The 16,202-nt window shown below is 59.7% G+C and carries 11 protein-coding genes; 7 read left to right on the top strand and 4 right to left on the bottom strand.

Annotated features, from left to right (window positions below; genetic code table 11):
- Window positions 1–304: 304 nt before the first annotated feature.
- The gene (locus RTE01_RS12330) at window positions 305–2,218 is read left to right on the top strand and encodes a bifunctional 5-dehydro-2-deoxygluconokinase/5-dehydro-2-deoxyphosphogluconate aldolase (RefSeq protein ID WP_134525165.1); all 1,914 of its coding nucleotides are present in this window, start codon (window positions 305–307) and stop codon (window positions 2,216–2,218) included.
- A gap of 150 nt (window positions 2,219–2,368) precedes the next feature.
- A complete protein-coding gene (locus RTE01_RS12335) occupies window positions 2,369–3,229 on the top strand; it encodes a MurR/RpiR family transcriptional regulator (protein ID WP_115193705.1) in 861 nt (286 codons plus the stop codon).
- A gap of 292 nt (window positions 3,230–3,521) precedes the next feature.
- On the opposite strand, the gene iolB is transcribed toward RTE01_RS12335, so the two are convergent.
- Complete coding sequence (gene iolB, locus RTE01_RS12340) at window positions 3,522–4,331, bottom strand: 5-deoxy-glucuronate isomerase (protein ID WP_041143799.1); 810 nt, start codon at window positions 4,329–4,331, stop codon at window positions 3,522–3,524.
- A gap of 18 nt (window positions 4,332–4,349) precedes the next feature.
- A complete protein-coding gene (locus tag RTE01_RS12345) occupies window positions 4,350–5,855 on the bottom strand; it encodes a CoA-acylating methylmalonate-semialdehyde dehydrogenase (protein WP_041143798.1) in 1,506 nt (501 codons plus the stop codon).
- Window positions 5,856–6,206: 351 nt separating this feature from the next.
- Here RTE01_RS12345 and RTE01_RS12350 point away from each other — a divergent pair, with 351 nt between their 5' ends.
- Both RTE01_RS12350 and RTE01_RS12355 read left to right on the top strand, forming a co-directional pair.
- Complete coding sequence (locus tag RTE01_RS12350; RefSeq protein ID WP_134525164.1) at window positions 6,207–7,028, top strand: TIM barrel protein; 822 nt, start codon at window positions 6,207–6,209, stop codon at window positions 7,026–7,028.
- Between the two features lie 99 nt (window positions 7,029–7,127).
- Window positions 7,128–8,630: a helicase HerA-like C-terminal domain-containing protein gene (locus RTE01_RS12355; RefSeq protein WP_134525163.1), complete on the top strand. Its 1,503-nt coding sequence runs from the start codon at window positions 7,128–7,130 to the stop codon at window positions 8,628–8,630.
- Window positions 8,631–8,669: 39 nt separating this feature from the next.
- Here the strand turns inward: RTE01_RS12355 and lptG are convergent, their stop codons facing one another.
- A complete protein-coding gene (lptG, locus tag RTE01_RS12360; RefSeq protein WP_041143795.1) occupies window positions 8,670–9,752 on the bottom strand; it encodes an LPS export ABC transporter permease LptG in 1,083 nt (360 codons plus the stop codon).
- The gene (gene lptF, locus RTE01_RS12365; RefSeq protein ID WP_041143794.1) at window positions 9,752–10,849 is read right to left on the bottom strand and encodes an LPS export ABC transporter permease LptF; all 1,098 of its coding nucleotides are present in this window, start codon (window positions 10,847–10,849) and stop codon (window positions 9,752–9,754) included. Before lptF ends, lptG begins: the two co-directional genes overlap by 1 nt.
- A 267-nt stretch (window positions 10,850–11,116) precedes the next feature.
- Between lptF and pepA the strand changes: the two genes are divergently transcribed.
- The 3 genes from pepA to RTE01_RS12380 all read left to right on the top strand — a co-directional run bounded on the left by pepA (window position 11,117) and on the right by RTE01_RS12380 (window position 16,119).
- Complete coding sequence (gene pepA, locus RTE01_RS12370; RefSeq protein WP_041143793.1) at window positions 11,117–12,628, top strand: leucyl aminopeptidase; 1,512 nt, start codon at window positions 11,117–11,119, stop codon at window positions 12,626–12,628.
- A gap of 192 nt (window positions 12,629–12,820) precedes the next feature.
- Window positions 12,821–13,264, top strand: coding sequence for a DNA polymerase III subunit chi (gene holC / locus RTE01_RS12375; protein ID WP_041143792.1), 444 nt, complete (start codon window positions 12,821–12,823; stop codon window positions 13,262–13,264).
- On the top strand, window positions 13,264–16,119 hold the full coding sequence (locus RTE01_RS12380) for a valine--tRNA ligase (protein WP_134525162.1): 2,856 nt from the start codon (window positions 13,264–13,266) through the stop codon (window positions 16,117–16,119). Before holC ends, RTE01_RS12380 begins: the two co-directional genes overlap by 1 nt.
- Window positions 16,120–16,202: the final 83 nt, after the last annotated feature.

The following is a 16,202-nucleotide window of genomic DNA, read 5'->3' on the forward strand; positions in this document are numbered from 1 at the left end:
AACCCGCCTCCCATTCTGCGTCACGCCACATACCAATATCCTTTTAAAAATCAGGTATAAAGATGTTTATTACTCACCCTTTTTCACGCAAGAGCAGCCGGCGCCAGCAAACCTTTGTATAATGGTGCCCGGCGCCGCAGAGTGGTAGATCCCTCACACTTTTGGTTTTTTAATTTCGATCCAATTTGCAAATGAAATATTTATTTCTCAAACTAAGGGGAATCGTTCACTCTCAGGCTGTTTGTGGAGACCTCGTCGATATCGACCCTTCCGTACAGCAGACATGCAAAAGGAAACCGTAGCTATGAATGCAGCAGTAAAGCGGCTCGACGTCATCTGTATTGGCCGGGTGGCTGTCGACCTCTATGCCCAGCAGATTGGCGCAAGGCTGGAAGATGTCGCCAGTTTCTCTAAATATCTGGGCGGCTCCTCGGGCAACGTGGCCTTTGGCACCGCCATTCAGGGGTTAAAATCGGCGATGCTTGCCCGCGTGGGTGATGAGCACAATGGCCGCTTTTTACGTGAAACGCTAAGCCGTGCCGGGGTTGATACCGAATACCTGATAACCGACCAGCAGCGCCTTACCGCACTGGTGATGCTGGGGATTAAAGATCAGGAAACCTTCCCGCTTATTTTTTACCGCGACAACTGCGCCGATATGGCGCTGACGCCGGAAGATATTAAGGAAGAGTACATCGCCTCCTCCCGGGCGCTGGCGATCACCGGCACGCACCTTTCGCATGCCAACACCCGCGCAGCGGTGCTGAAAGCGCTGGAGTACGCCCGCCACCACGGCCTGCGGACGGCGCTGGATATCGACTATCGCCCGGTTCTTTGGGGATTAACCTCGCCCGGCGATGGTGAAACGCGTTTCATTGCTTCCGGTTCCGTCACCCGTCAGCTGCAGGAAGTGCTACATCTGTTCGATTTAGTGGTCGGTACAGAAGAAGAGTTTCATATTGCCGGCGGCAGCACCGATACGCTGACGGCGCTGAAAAACGTCCGCCACGCCACCAAAGCCACCCTGGTGTGCAAGCGCGGTCCGATGGGCTGCGTGGTGCTGGAAGGCGAGATCCCCGACAGCTGGGACAGCGTGCCACTGCAGCAGGGCGTGCGGGTGGAGGTGCTCAACGTGCTGGGCGCCGGCGATGCCTTTATGTCTGGCCTGCTGCGCGGCTGGCTGAACGACGAGGGCTGGGAGCAGGCCTGCCGCTACGCTAACGCCTGCGGGGCGCTGGTGGTCTCTCGCCACGGCTGCGCGCCGGCGATGCCGACGAAAGTGGAGCTCGATGACTATCTGCTGCGCGCGGAATCGGTCCCGCGCCCGGATCTCGACGCCCGTCTGAACCATCTCCATCGGGTGACCAGCCGCCGCCAGCAGTGGCCTGAGCTGTGCATCTTCGCCTTTGACCACCGCAAGCAGCTGGCGGATCTGGTGCAGGAAACCGGTCGCGATACGGCCTGCATCCCGCAGCTCAAGCTGCTGCTGCTGGCCGCCGCCGAAGCGGCAGCGCAGGAGGCCGGGCTCGATCGGCGCAGCGGTATTCTCGCCGATGGCACCTACGGCCAGCGCGCGCTGAACGCCATTACCGGCAAAGGCTGGTGGATCGGGCGGCCAATCGAGCTGCCGGGCTCTCGCCCGCTGCGTCTTGAGCACGGCAATATCGGCTCTCAGCTGATCGACTGGCCGCTGGAACAGGTGGTTAAGTGCCTGGTCTTCTATCATCCGGCCGACCCGGTGGCGCTGCGCGCCGAGCAGGATGCGCTGCTGCTGGAGGTCTGGCAGGCCTGCAATAAGTCCGGGCACGAGCTGCTGCTGGAAGTTATCCTGCCGGAGAGCGGCCCGGATAAGGACGAGCGCCACTATTACGCCATGCTGGAACATTTTTACCGGCTCGGTATCCAGCCCGACTGGTGGAAGCTGCCGCCGCTCTCCAGCGCAAACTGGGAGAAGATCGCCGCGCTGATCGAACGCGAAGATAGCCTGTGCCGCGGGATCCTGATCCTTGGCCTCGACGCGCCGCCCGATCGCCTGCGCGCCGGATTCGCCGAAGCCGCGAACCACCCTATCATCAAAGGCTTTGCCGTCGGCCGCACCATTTTTGGTCAGCCTTCGCGCCGCTGGATGCAGGGCGAGCTTAGCGATGAGGCGCTGATCGATGAGGTGAAACGCAACTACCTGGCGCTTATCGGCTACTGGCGCGAAGCCCGCGGCTAATCCTGCTCAGCCCGCACCTTCCCCCTCCGGTGCGGGCTTTTTTCGCTTTCTTCGTGAAATGAATCGCGTATTTCATCGCAAAAAATGAAAAATTCGCTTCATTTGGTACACTGGAAGTTATATTTCTTTCATTTCATCAGAGCGCAATTTATGGCCAATAATCCAACCCAACTTACCATCCTGCAGGATGAGATCAGGCGTCGCTACGATACGTTAAGCAAACGCTTAAAACAGGTGGCGCGCTATATTCTGGATAACAGCAATAGCGTGGCTTTCGATACCGTCGCCTCTATCGCCCAGCAGGCCGACGTTCCGCCATCCACCCTGATTCGTTTCGCTAATGCTTTTGGCTTCAGCGGCTTTAACGAAATGAAGCAGATGTTCAGACAGCATCTGATGGAAGAGACCGCCAACTATACCGAGCGCGCGCGCCTGTTCCGTCAGACCACCAACGATGAGAGCTCGCCGCCGGAAACGCCGACCGAAATTCTCAATATGTTTACCATGGTCAACACCCAGGCGCTGCAGCAGCTTGCCATGCAGACCTCGGGCGACGATCTTGAGCGCGCGGTAGCCCTGCTGGCGGAAGCGGAGAATATCTACGTTATCGGCCTGCGCCGCTCGTTTAGCGTCGCCTCCTATCTGACCTACGCCCTGCGCCATCTTGACCGCAAGGCCTTCCTGATCGACGGGCTCGGCGGCATGTTTACCGAGCAGCTGAGCCTGGTCGGCCCGAAAGACGTGGTGGTAGCGGTCAGCTTCTCGCCTTACGCCCGCGAGGTGGTTGAGCTGGTTGAGCTCGGCGCTCAGCGCAAAGCGCGGCAGATTGCTATTACCGACAGCCAGGTCAGCCCGCTCGCGGCCTTCAGCGACGTCTGCTTCGTGGTGCGCGAGGCCCAGGTTGACGGGTTCCGCTCGCAGGTGGCTTCGCTGTGTCTCGCCCAGACGCTGGCGGTTTCGCTGGCCCTCAACAGCAGCAAAGATCAGCAGGCCCAGCAGCAGCAGGCCTGAGGCACCGCCTCCCCGGAGGCGGCGCGTCCGCCCGTCCGCCCGTCCGCTCGACCACGGCCACGACCACGACCACGACCAGACGTACTCTCTTCTCCCGGACGGCGGCGTCAACGCCTTATCCGGGCTAGCGCCGCACGCCTTGTCATCCCGTCCAGTCAGGCGACATTGTGCAAATTCGCCCCGCCCGTCCAGACAACCTGCTATCGACCAGGGCCGCGCAGCCGGGAACGCTCAGGCAATAAAAAAGGCCGGTTAGCAAATCTAACCGGCCCTGCGTCGCGTTCACGGCGTATCAGTCGTGGCGAGGATAGTCGGGGCTATTGATCCACGCGTGATCTTCTTCCCAGCTAAACAGCCACCGGCGATCCGGCCCGGCCATCACGTTCAGATAGTAGCTGTCATAGCCGGCAATCGCCGCCACCGGATGATAGCCGCGCGGCACCATCACCACGTCGTGGTTGTAGGGCGCCATGCAGGCGTCCAGGCTGCGGTCATCGGTATAGACGCGCTGGAAGGCAAAGCCCTGCGGCGGGTCGAAGCGGTGATAGTAGGTCTCCTCCAGCTGGGTCTCGCGGCCAGGCAGCGCGGTATCGTGCTTGTGCGACGGCCACGAGCTGGTGGCACCCTCATCGGTGTAGACCTCGACCACCAGCAGGCAGTCAGCCTGCGCGCTGTCCGGCAGAATATTGTGCACCTGGCGCTGATTGCGCCCTTTGCCGCGATGCTCAACGCCAACGTCCTGCGGGCGAATCACCCGCGCGGGGAAGCTCCCCTTACCCGGCGCGCTGCAGACCGCCAGCTCGAGATCGGAATCGGCGGTAACCTCGACTTTATCCTGCGGCGGCACGTAGACCGACCACGGCGGCGTGCGCTCAAACGGCGACATCCGCTGCCCGAGGTCCGGGAAATCGGCCTTCGTCGTTTTGACCGAGGCCAGCCCGGCGACCAGCACCAGGCACAGCTCGCGTTCGCCGCTTTCCAGCGTCACGCTCTGCCCTTTTTTCAGCATCCAGACGTCAAAGCCGATATAGCGCCAGCCGGCGCTTTGCGGCGTAATGTGCTGGATCTGCCCCTCTTTTTGCGATTTAGCCAGTAACGACATGGCGCTCTCCTTCGCCGATTAGCCTAACGTCGGCATGCTGAATTCAGATACGGTTTGCTGCCCTTCCGGCCAGCGGACGGTGGCGGTTTTCATGCGCGTGTAGAAACGCACGCCGTCCGGCCCGTGGACGTTCAGGGCGCCGAAGACCGAGCGCTTCCAGCCGCCAAAGCTGTGGAACGCCATCGGTACCGGCACCGGCACGTTGACCCCGACCATCCCGGCCTGCACGTCATGGACGAATTCACGCGCGGTATGACCGCTGCTGGTGAAAACGGCGCTGCCGTTGCCAAACTCGTGGCTGTTCACCAGTTCCAGCGCGCTGTGATAGTCGGCGACGCGCACAATCCCCAGCACCGGCCCAAAAATCTCTTCCCGCCAGATGGTCATCTCCGGCGTCACGTTATCAAACAGCGTCCCGCCAACATAGTAACCTTCATCGTAACCCGGCACCCGCGGCTTACGGCCGTCGACTACCAGCGTTGCGCCTTCGCTGACGCCCTTATCAATATAGCCCAGCACTTTTTTCTGATGGCTGTCGGAAACTACCGGGCCCATTTCGTTCTCTTCTTTGCCGCGCATGCAGCCAGGGCCGACCTTCAGCGCCTGCACCAGCGGCTGGAGGCGGGCAATCAGCTTGTCTGCGGTTTCATCGCCGACGGCAACCACCACCGGCAGCGCCATGCAGCGTTCTCCCGCCGAGCCAAACGCGCCGCCCATAATCGCGTTCACCGTGGCATCGAGGTCCGCATCCGGCATCACGATCGCATGGTTTTTCGCTGCGCCGAAGGCCTGCACGCGCTTCCCGTGAGCGCTGGCGGTTTTGTAGATATACTCCGCCACGCCGGAGGAGCCGACAAAGCTGACCGCCGCAATGCGCGGGTCGGTGTAGAGCTGCTCGGCATCTTCGTTGCTGCAGTGGATCACGTTAAAGACGCCATCCGGCAGGCCCGCCTCTTTGAGCAGCTCCGCAAGACGTACCGCCGCGGTAGGGGCCAGCGCAGGCGGCTTGAGGATGAAGCTGTTGCCGCAGGCCAGCGCCAGCGGGAACATCCACATCGGCACCATTGCCGGGAAGTTAAACGGCGTAATCCCCGCCACCACGCCCAGCGGCTGCATCAGGGAGTAGCTGTCGACGCCGGTACCGACGTCGGATGAATACTCACCTTTAATCAGGTGCGGGATCCCGCAGGCAAACTCAACCACTTCCAGGCCGCGTGTCAGCTCGCCCAGCGCATCCGACCACACCTTACCGTGCTCGCTAACGATGATCCCCGCCAGCTCTTCGGCATGTTGTTCCAGCAGCATTTTAAAGTTGAACAGCACCCGGGCGCGGCGCAGGGGCGTAGTACGCGACCAGCTTTCAAACGCGTCGCGAGCGACCTGAATGGCGTCAGAGACCTCCTCGGCGGTGGAGAGCGTGACTTCGCGCACCACTTTGCCCGTCGCCGGGTCAAACACCGGCATCGTTTCATTGCTGCTGCTGGTAACGGTCTGCCCGCCAATAAAGTTTCCTGTGATCGTCATGTTCTCGCCTCATGGTGTGGAAGGCCAACGCTGCGGCCCATCTCCGATTTTGCTGTGCTATAACCGTAGTAAAATGAAATTTATATTTCAACACAGATATAAAATGAAATTCTAATTTGGTGATGATGGTCGCAATTTTAAGCAATAACGCTTCTGTTCCTGCAAGAAAGCGCGATCGCACGGAAACAGACGCTGCGGCGCTTCGGCCCGACGCGCATCGTCCCTTTTGCGCACGCTATTTTGCGAGGCGGCTCAAACAATCACCATTTCACTCATTGCCTATTTTGGAATAAACGTTTTGACTAGAGGGTAATCGAACGATGCCACTTCATCCTGTTCCCGGAGAGTAAAATGACCATTGCCCTGCACCGCTTCTGCATTAATCGCAAGATCGCCCCTTCGCTGAATATCGAGTCCTTCTTTCGCCTGGTGAACAGCCTCGGGCTGAACAAGGTCGAGCTGCGCAACGATCTCCCTGGCGGAAAGGTGACCGACGATCTCAGCGCCCGCCAGGTGCGCGAACTGGCCGAGCGCTACCATATTGAGATTCTGACCATCAATGCGGTTTATCCCTTCAACTGCCGTACGCCGGAGGTGCGCAGCCTGACCGAATCCCTGCTGAAGGAGGCGCAGGCCGTTGGCGCGAAGTCGCTGGTGCTCTGCCCGCTCAACGACGGCAGCGCGGTCTCCACCGACGAGACGCTGAGCGCGCTTCGCGAGCTGGCGCCGCTGTTCTCTTTTTACGGCATCCACGGGCTGGTTGAGCCGCTGGGCTTTCCGCAAAGCTCGCTGCGCTCGGCGGCGCAGGCGCAAACGCTTATTCACGATGCCCGCGTGCCGTTTAAGCTGCTGATCGATACCTTCCACCACCATCTCTACCCGCAGGCGGATGAGGCGTTTAGCCAGCTGGAGATCGACGCTATCGGCCTGGTCCATCTCTCCGGCGTCGAGGATACCCGCCCGCGCGAGGAGCTCACCGACGATGAGCGCATCATGCTGACGCCGCGCGACAGGCTGCAAACCTGCGAGCAGGTCAAAAACCTCGAGGCGCGCGGTTATCAGGGCGTTTACGCCTTCGAGCCGTTTGCGCCGGAGCTGGCAAACTGGCGTGAAGACGATATCCGTCGTGAGGTAGAGCAGAGCATCGCGCTGATCCAGCAGCACTGCGCCTGAAGAAAATAAACGCCGACTCTGCCCTAAAGTGGCGATTCCCTGCGTCTTTTTGCGGCCAGGTTGCCTATAATCGACGCAGGATAAATGGAGGAATCGACCATGAGCTCACCCCTGCTGATTGCGCGTACGCTGGAAAAACAGCTGCATCTACTCCCCGGAATGGCCAACCGTCACGGCCTGATCACCGGGGCTACCGGGACCGGTAAAACCGTCACGCTGCAGAAGCTGGCGGAGTCCTTTTCCGAAATCGGCGTGCCGGTTTTTATGGCTGACGTGAAGGGTGACCTCACCGGTATCGCCGAGGCGGGCCAGAGCAGCGAAAAGCTGCAGGCGCGGCTGGAAAAAATCGGCGTCACCGACTGGCAACCGCACGCTAACCCGGTGGTAGTGTGGGATATTTTCGGCGAGAAAGGCCACCCGCTTCGCGCCACGGTTTCCGACCTCGGCCCGCTGCTGCTGGCGCGCCTGCTGAACCTCAACGAGGTCCAGTCCGGGGTGCTGAATATCATTTTCCGCATCGCCGACGACCGCGGCCTGCTGCTGCTCGACTTTAAAGATCTGCGCGCCATTACCCAGTACATCGGCGATAACGCGAAAAGCTTCCAGAACCAGTACGGCAACATCAGCAGCGCCTCGGTGGGAGCTATCCAGCGCGGCCTGCTGACGCTTGAGCAGCAGGGGGCGGAGCACTTCTTCGGCGAGCCGATGCTGGATATCGCGGACTGGATGCGCGTTGATGCCAGCGGCAAAGGGGTGATTAATATCCTCAGCGCCGAAAAGCTGTATCAGATGCCGAAGCTGTACGCGGCCAGCCTGCTGTGGATGCTCTCGGAGCTCTACGAGCGCCTGCCGGAAGCCGGCGATCTGGACAAACCGAAGCTGGTCTTTTTCTTCGACGAGGCGCACCTGCTTTTTAACGATGCGCCACAGGTTTTACTCGATAAAATTGAACAGGTTATCCGCCTTATTCGCTCCAAGGCGGTGGGGGTTTACTTCGTTTCGCAAAACCCGGCGGATATCCCCGACGCGGTGCTCGGCCAGCTGGGCAACCGGGTGCAGCACGCCCTGCGCGCCTTCACGCCGAAGGATCAGAAGGCGGTAAAAACGGCGGCGCAAACCATGCGCGCCAATCCGGCGTTCAGTACCGAACAGGCTATTCAGGAGCTGGGTACCGGCGAGGCGCTGGTTTCCTTCCTCGACGAAAAAGGCAGCCCGTCGGTGGTAGAGCGGGTGATGGTTATCGCCCCCTGCTCGCGGATGGGGCCGGTGACGGACGACGAGCGTAACGGGCTGATTAACCACTCCGCGCTGTACGGAAAATACGAGGAAGAGATCGATCGCGAGTCGGCGTTTGAAATGCTGCAAAAAGGGGTGCAGGCCACCACCGAACAGCAGGATGCGCCGCCGGCCAAAGGCCAGCAGAGCAGCGCCGACGACGGCCTGCTCGGCGGCCTGAAGGATATTCTGTTTGGCACCACCGGCCCGCGCGGCGGCAAGCACGACGGTATTGTGCAAACGGCGGCCAAAAGCGCGGTGCGTCAGGTGACGAATCAGATAGTAAGAGGGATGCTGGGTAGTTTACTCGGCGGGCGAAAACGGTAGGTTAATGCCCCCTCTCCGCGGCGGAGAGGGGGAAGTGCGCTAGCCTTTTCGCATCATCAGCCAGAGGCTTATCAGGAAGAAGCTGGCGCTCGGCAGCAGCGCGCCGATGATCGGCGGAATGCCGTAGACCAGGGTCAGCGGGCCGAAAATCTGGTCCAGCACGTAGAAGATAAAGCCGAAGCTAATCCCCGTCACCACCCTCACGCCCATCGCCACGCTGCGCAGCGGACCAAAGATAAACGACAGCGCCATCAGCATCATTACCGCCACCGACAGCGGCTGGAAGATCTTGCTCCACATATTGAGCTGGTAGCGGCCAGGGTCCTGACCGCTGGACTTCAGATAGGTGACGTAGTTGTGCAGGCCGCTAATCGACAGCGCGTCGGGATCCAGCGCTACCACGCCCAGCTTGTCCGGCGTCAGCTTGGTATTCCAGGTGCCGCTGACCATCTGCGAGCCGGTAATCTGTTTCGGGTCGGTGAGGTTGGACTCATCAACCTGCGACAGGCGCCAGACCTTATTCTCGCTGTCGAATTTCGCCGACGCGGCGTAGCGAACTGACTGCAGGCGACGCGCATCGTTGAAGGCGTAAATGCTCACGCCGCCCAGCTCGTCGTTACCTTTAACCCGTTCTATATAGACAAAATTGTGGCCGTCTTTCGCCCACAGGCCCTGCTGAGTAGAAAGCAGCGAGCCGCCGTACATCTGCTGAGCGCGGTAGTTACGCGCCATCTGCTCGCCCTGCGGCGCAACCCATTCGCCCATCGCCATCGTCAGCAGAACCAGCGGGATAGCGGTTTTCATTACCGCCAGCGCCACCTGCAGACGAGTGAAGCCTGAGGCCTGCATCACCACCAGCTCGCTGCGCTGTGCCAGCGCGCCGAGGCCAAGCAGCGCCCCGAGCAGCGCCGCCATCGGGAAGAATATCTGCACGTCTTTCGGCACGCTGAGCAGGGTGTATAACCCGGCGCCCAGCGCGTCGTAGCTGCCCTGCCCGGCCTTTTTCAGCTGATCGACAAACTTGATAATGCCCGACAGCGAAACCAGCATGAACAGCGTCATCATGATGGTGTTGAAAATCGTCTTACCGATATAACGGTCAAGTACGCCAAACGCCTGCATCACGCCGCTCCTTTGTTAAAACGGGCACGGAAGCGACGCATTGGCACCGTATCCCACAGGTTCAACAGCACCGCCAGCGCGAAATAGAGCAGGTTGATGCCCCACATCCAGATCATCGGGTCCATTTTACCTTTGCCGCCGTTCGACTTAATCGAGGTTTGCAGCAGGAAGAAGACCAGGTAAAGCAGCATGGCCGGCAGCATCGACAGCACGCGGCCCTGACGCGGGTTGACGACGCTCAGCGGAACCACCATCAGCGCCATGATAAAGACGGTCGCCACCAGCGTGAAGCGCCAGTGCAGCTCGGCGCGCGCGCGATCGGTCTGGGTATGCCACAGCGTGCGCATATCCATCTGTTCGGTATCATCGGGATCTGAGGTGACCGCCTGATGGCCGACAATCGCCTGATAGTTTTTGAAGTCGGTGATGCGGAAATCGCGCAGCATGGCGGTGCCCTCAAAGCGGGTACCCTGATTCATGGTCACCACCTGCGAGCCGTCTTTCCGCTGCGAGAGTTCGCCCGAATCGGCGACCACCACCGACGGACGAGCGTTGCCTTTCGGCCGCAGCTGCGCGAGGAATACGTCCTGGAAACGCTTGCCGTTAACGCTTTCAATAAACAGCACCGCGCTACCGTCGCTGGCCTGCTGGAACTGGCCCTGGGCCAGCGCGGCCATGCCGGGGTTCGCTTTTGCTTCCGACAGCACTTCGTCCTGATGCCGGGACGACCACGGCCCCGCCCACATCACGTTGACCGCCGCGACCGCGCCGGTGAACAGCGCGAGGATCATCGCCGCCTTCACCAGCACCGCTTTGCTCAGGCCGCAGGCGTGCATCACCGTGATTTCGCTTTCGGTGTAGAGTTTGCCCAGCGTCATCAGCAGCCCGAGGAACAGACTCAGGGGCAGGATCAGCTGCGCCATTTCCGGAATGCCCAGCCCTAACAGCGAGAGCACCAGATTTGTCGGGATATCGCCATCTACCGCAGCGCCGAGGATCCTGACCAGTTTCTGACAAAAGAAAATGAGCAGCAGGATGAATAGGATCGCCAACTGGCTTTTCAGCGTCTCACGAACCAGATATCTTATGATTATCACTATAAATACGCCCGTAAAAACCCGTCTTATTGCAGGAAAATTGCTTGTTTCATGGCTTAAACGTCATTTATTCTCTTTGGTCGTCGAAATCATCGCTAAGATTAAATGACTCATCGGTTCTGCGTATCAGGTTTTTTTCTGACGAACCAAGGCCGTAATAACGTTAAGATTAACACGAAGTCACCACAACAGCGGACATGAGTTACGAAAGCTTTCAATTCTATCCGTAGCCACCGTCGTTGTCTTTAAGATTCAGGAGCGTAGTGCATGGAGTTCAGTGTAAAAAGCGGTAGCCCGGAGAAGCAGCGGAGTGCCTGTATCGTGGTCGGCGTCTTCGAACCGCGTCGCCTCTCCCCCATTGCCGAACAACTCGATAAAATCAGTGACGGCTATATCAGCGCCCTGCTGCGTCGCGGTGAACTGGAAGGTAAGCCAGGCCAGACGCTGCTGCTCCACCATGTGCCAAATATTCTGTCAGAGCGCATTCTGCTGATTGGATGTGGCAAAGAGCGCGAGCTGGATGAGCGCCAGTACAAGCAGGTGATTCAAAAAACCATTAATACCCTGAATGATACCGGGTCGATGGAAGCGGTCTGTTTCCTCACCGAGCTGCACGTCAAAGGGCGTAACAACTACTGGAAAGTTCGCCAGGCCGTTGAGACCGCGAAAGAGACGCTGTACAGCTTCGATCAGCTGAAGACTAATAAAAGCGAACCGCGTCGTCCGCTGCGTAAAATGGTCTTCAACGTGCCCACCCGCCGCGAGCTGACCAGCGGCGAGCGCGCAATCCAGCACGGTCTGGCTATCGCCTCAGGGATCAAAGCGGCAAAAGATCTCGGCAACATGCCGCCGAATATCTGCAACGCGGCCTATCTCGCCTCTCAGGCGCGCCAGCTGGCGGATACCTGGAGCAAAAACGTCGTCACCCGCGTGATCGGCGAGCAGCAGATGCGCGAGCTGGGAATGAACTCCTACCTTGCGGTCGGCAACGGCTCGCAGAACGAATCGCTGATGTCGGTGATTGAGTACAAAGGCAACCCGGCGGAAGATGCGCGCCCGATCGTGCTGGTCGGTAAGGGCCTGACCTTCGACTCCGGCGGTATCTCCATCAAGCCTGCCGAAGGCATGGACGAGATGAAGTACGACATGTGCGGCGCGGCGGCGGTGTACGGCGTGATGCGTATGGTGGCCGAGCTGCAGCTGCCGCTGAACGTCATCGGCGTGCTGGCGGGCTGTGAAAACATGCCCGGCGGTCGCGCCTATCGCCCGGGCGACGTCCTGACCACCATGTCCGGCCAGACGGTTGAAGTGCTGAATACCGATGCTGAAGGCCGCCTGGTGCTCTGCGACGTCCTGACCTACGTTGAGCGCTTCGAACCGGAAGCGGTGATTGACGTGGCGACGCTGACCGGCGCCTGCGTGATTGCCCTCGGCCACCATATCACCGGTCTGATGTCGAACCACAATCCGCTGGCCCATGAGCTGATTGGCGCATCCGAGCTGGCGGGCGACCGCGCGTGGCGTCTGCCGCTGGGTGACGAGTTCCAGGATCAGCTGGAGTCTAACTTTGCGGATATGGCCAACATCGGCGGCCGTCCGGGCGGAGCCATTACCGCCGGCTGCTTCCTGTCGCGCTTCGCCCGCAAGTACAACTGGGCGCACCTCGATATCGCCGGCACCGCATGGCGTTCGGGTAAAGCCAAAGGCGCGACCGGTCGTCCGGTGGCGCTGCTGTCGCAGTTCCTGCTCAACCGCGCCGGCTTTACCGGCGAAGAGTAATCTTGCAGGCCGGATGGCGCGACGCTTATCCGGCCCGTAAGTTCGAGCAATTAGAATTCAGTACCCTATGGATTTCGAGTTGCATCGCGGCGGCAGAGCGGCGCACACTTCCGCCAGCATAGTTCACTCTGCGGCCGGGGGTGCCCAAAGGCAGCCAACCAAGAGGCAACGGGAAAGACAACGGGTAGAGATATGAAGAACGCAACCTTTTATCTGCTGGACAACGACGCGCAGCAGGACGGCCTGAGCGCCGTCGAACAGCTGGTGTGTGAAATTGCCGCGGAGCGCTGGCGCAGCGGCAAGCGCGTGCTGATCGCCTGTGAAGATGAGCAGCAGGCGGTTCGCCTCGACGAAGCGCTGTGGACGCGGCCACCGGAGAGTTTTGTTCCGCATAATCTGGCGGGAGAAGGCCCCAGAGGCGGCGCGCCGGTGGAGGTCGCCTGGCCGCAAAAGCGCAACAGCAGCCCGCGGGACATCCTGATCAGTCTGCGGGTAAACTTTGCAGATTTTGCCACCGCTTTCACAGAAGTGATAGACTTTGTCCCTTACGAAGACTCTTTGAAACAACTGGCGCGCGAACGCTACAAAGCGTACCGCATGGCTGGTTTCAACCTGAACACGGCAACCTGGAAATAATGGAAAAGACATACAACCCACAAGATATCGAACAGCCGCTTTACGAGCACTGGGAAAAGCAGGGCTATTTCAAACCGAATGGTGATGAAAGCCAGGAGAGCTTCTGCATCATGATCCCACCGCCGAACGTCACCGGCAGTTTGCATATGGGTCATGCCTTCCAGCAAACCATCATGGATACCATGATTCGCTACCAGCGCATGCAGGGTAAAAATACCCTGTGGCAGGCCGGTACCGACCACGCGGGTATCGCAACCCAGATGGTGGTTGAGCGTAAGATTGCCGCCGAAGAGGGTAAAACCCGCCACGATTACGGTCGTGACGCCTTTATCGACAAAATTTGGCAGTGGAAAGCGGAATCCGGCGGCACCATTACCCGTCAGATGCGCCGCCTGGGCAACTCCGTGGACTGGGAGCGCGAGCGCTTCACCATGGACGAAGGCCTCTCCAACGCCGTGAAGGAAGTCTTTGTCCGCCTGTACAAAGAGGACCTGATCTACCGCGGCAAGCGCCTGGTCAACTGGGATCCGAAGCTGCGCACCGCGATTTCCGATCTCGAAGTGGAAAACCGCGAGTCTAAAGGCTCCATGTGGCACATCCGCTACCCGCTGGCCGACGGTGCGAAAACCGCCGACGGTAAAGATTACCTGGTGGTGGCCACCACCCGTCCGGAAACCGTACTCGGCGATACCGGCGTGGCCGTTAACCCGGAAGATCCGCGCTATAAAGACCTGATCGGCAAATTCGTTATTCTGCCGCTGGTTGACCGCCGCATTCCCATCGTCGGCGACGAACACGCCGATATGGAAAAGGGCACCGGCTGCGTGAAGATCACCCCGGCGCACGACTTTAACGACTACGAAGTCGGTAAACGTCACGGCCTGCCGATGATCAACATCCTGACCTTTGACGGCGATATCCGCGAAACCGCGGAGGTGTACGACACCAAAGGCAACGAATCTGACGCCTACCCTAACGCCATCCCGTCCCAGTTCCAGAATCTGGAACGCTTTGCCGCGCGTAGAGCGGTGGTTGCCGCCGTCGACGCGCTGGGCCTGTTAGAAGAGGTTAAACCGCACGACCTGACCGTACCGTACGGCGATCGCGGCGGCGTGGTTATCGAGCCGATGCTGACCGACCAGTGGTACGTTCGTGCCGACGTGCTGGCAAAACCGGCGGTGGAAGCGGTTGAGAACGGCGACATTCAGTTCGTGCCGAAGCAGTACGAAAACATGTATTTCTCCTGGATGCGCGATATTCAGGACTGGTGTATCTCCCGTCAGCTGTGGTGGGGTCACCGCATCCCGGCATGGTACGACAACGAAGGCAACGTCTACGTTGGCCGCACAGAAGAAGAAGTGCGCAGCGAAAACAACCTGAGCGCAGACGTCGCGCTGCGCCAGGACGACGACGTTCTCGATACGTGGTTCTCCTCCGCGCTGTGGACCTTCTCCACCCTCGGCTGGCCGGAAAACACCGACGCGCTGCGTCAGTTCCACCCCACCAGCGTGATGGTATCCGGCTTCGACATCATCTTCTTCTGGATTGCCCGCATGATCATGATGACCATGCACTTCATCAAAGATGAAAACGGCAAGCCGCAGGTTCCGTTTAAGACCGTCTACATGACCGGCCTGATCCGCGATGACGAAGGCCAGAAGATGTCCAAGTCCAAGGGTAACGTGATTGACCCGCTGGATATGGTCGACGGTATTTCCCTGGCCGACCTGCTGGAGAAACGTACCGGCAACATGATGCAGCCGCAGCTGGCGGAAAAAATCGCTAAGCGCACCGAAAAACAGTTCCCGGACGGCATTGAGCCGCACGGTACCGACGCCCTGCGCTTCACCCTGGCGGCGCTGGCCTCAACCGGCCGCGACATCAACTGGGACATGAAGCGCCTGGAAGGCTACCGCAACTTCTGTAACAAGCTGTGGAACGCCAGCCGCTTCGTGCTGATGAATACCGAAGATCAGGACTGCGGCTTCAACGGCGGCGCCATGGAGCTCTCTCTGGCCGATCGCTGGATCCTGGCTGAATTCAACCAGACCATCAAAGCGTACCGCGAAGCGCTGGATAACTTCCGCTTCGATATCGCCGCGGGCATTCTGTACGAGTTCACCTGGAACCAGTTCTGCGACTGGTATCTGGAGCTGACCAAGCCGGTAATGAACGGCGGCAGCGACGCCGAGCTGCGCGGCACCCGCAATACGCTGGTCACCGTGCTGGAAGGCCTGCTGCGCCTGGCGCACCCGATCATTCCGTTTATCACCGAAACCATCTGGCAGCGCGTGAAGGTCATTTGCGGCGTAACCGCCGATACCATCATGCTGCAGCCGTTCCCGCAGTACGATGCATCCCAGGTTGATGAAGCCGCGGCTTCCGATACCGAGTGGCTGAAGCAGGCCATCATCGCCGTGCGTAACATTCGCGCGGAAATGAACATTGCCCCAGGCAAACCGCTGGAGCTTCTGCTGCGCGGCTGCAGCAACGATGCCATTCGTCGCGTAAACGACAACCGCAGCTTCCTGCTGAACCTGGCGCGCCTGGAAAGCATCACCGTGCTGGCTGCCGATGATAAAGGTCCGGTTTCCGTCACCAAGATCATCGACGGCGCCGAGCTGCTGATCCCGATGGCCGGCCTTATCGACAAGGACGCCGAGCTGGCGCGTCTGGCGAAAGAAGTGGCGAAAGTCGAAGCGGAAATTGGCCGCATCGAAAGCAAGCTTTCCAACGAAGGCTTTGTCGCCCGCGCACCGGAAGCGGTCATTGCTAAAGAGCGTGAAAAGCTGGAAGGTTACGCGGAAGCGAAAACCAAGCTGGTTGAACAGCAGGCCGTCATCGCCGCGCTGTAACCCTCAGCCCCTTGCCTGACCGGGCAAGGGGCCCAATCACCGCGTATTCCCACGCGCTAACGACCAGGTTGCAGCACAAACGT

This window comes from Klebsiella terrigena, from assembly GCF_006539725.1.
In the GTDB taxonomy this organism is placed as follows: Bacteria; Pseudomonadota; Gammaproteobacteria; order Enterobacterales; family Enterobacteriaceae; genus Klebsiella; species Klebsiella terrigena.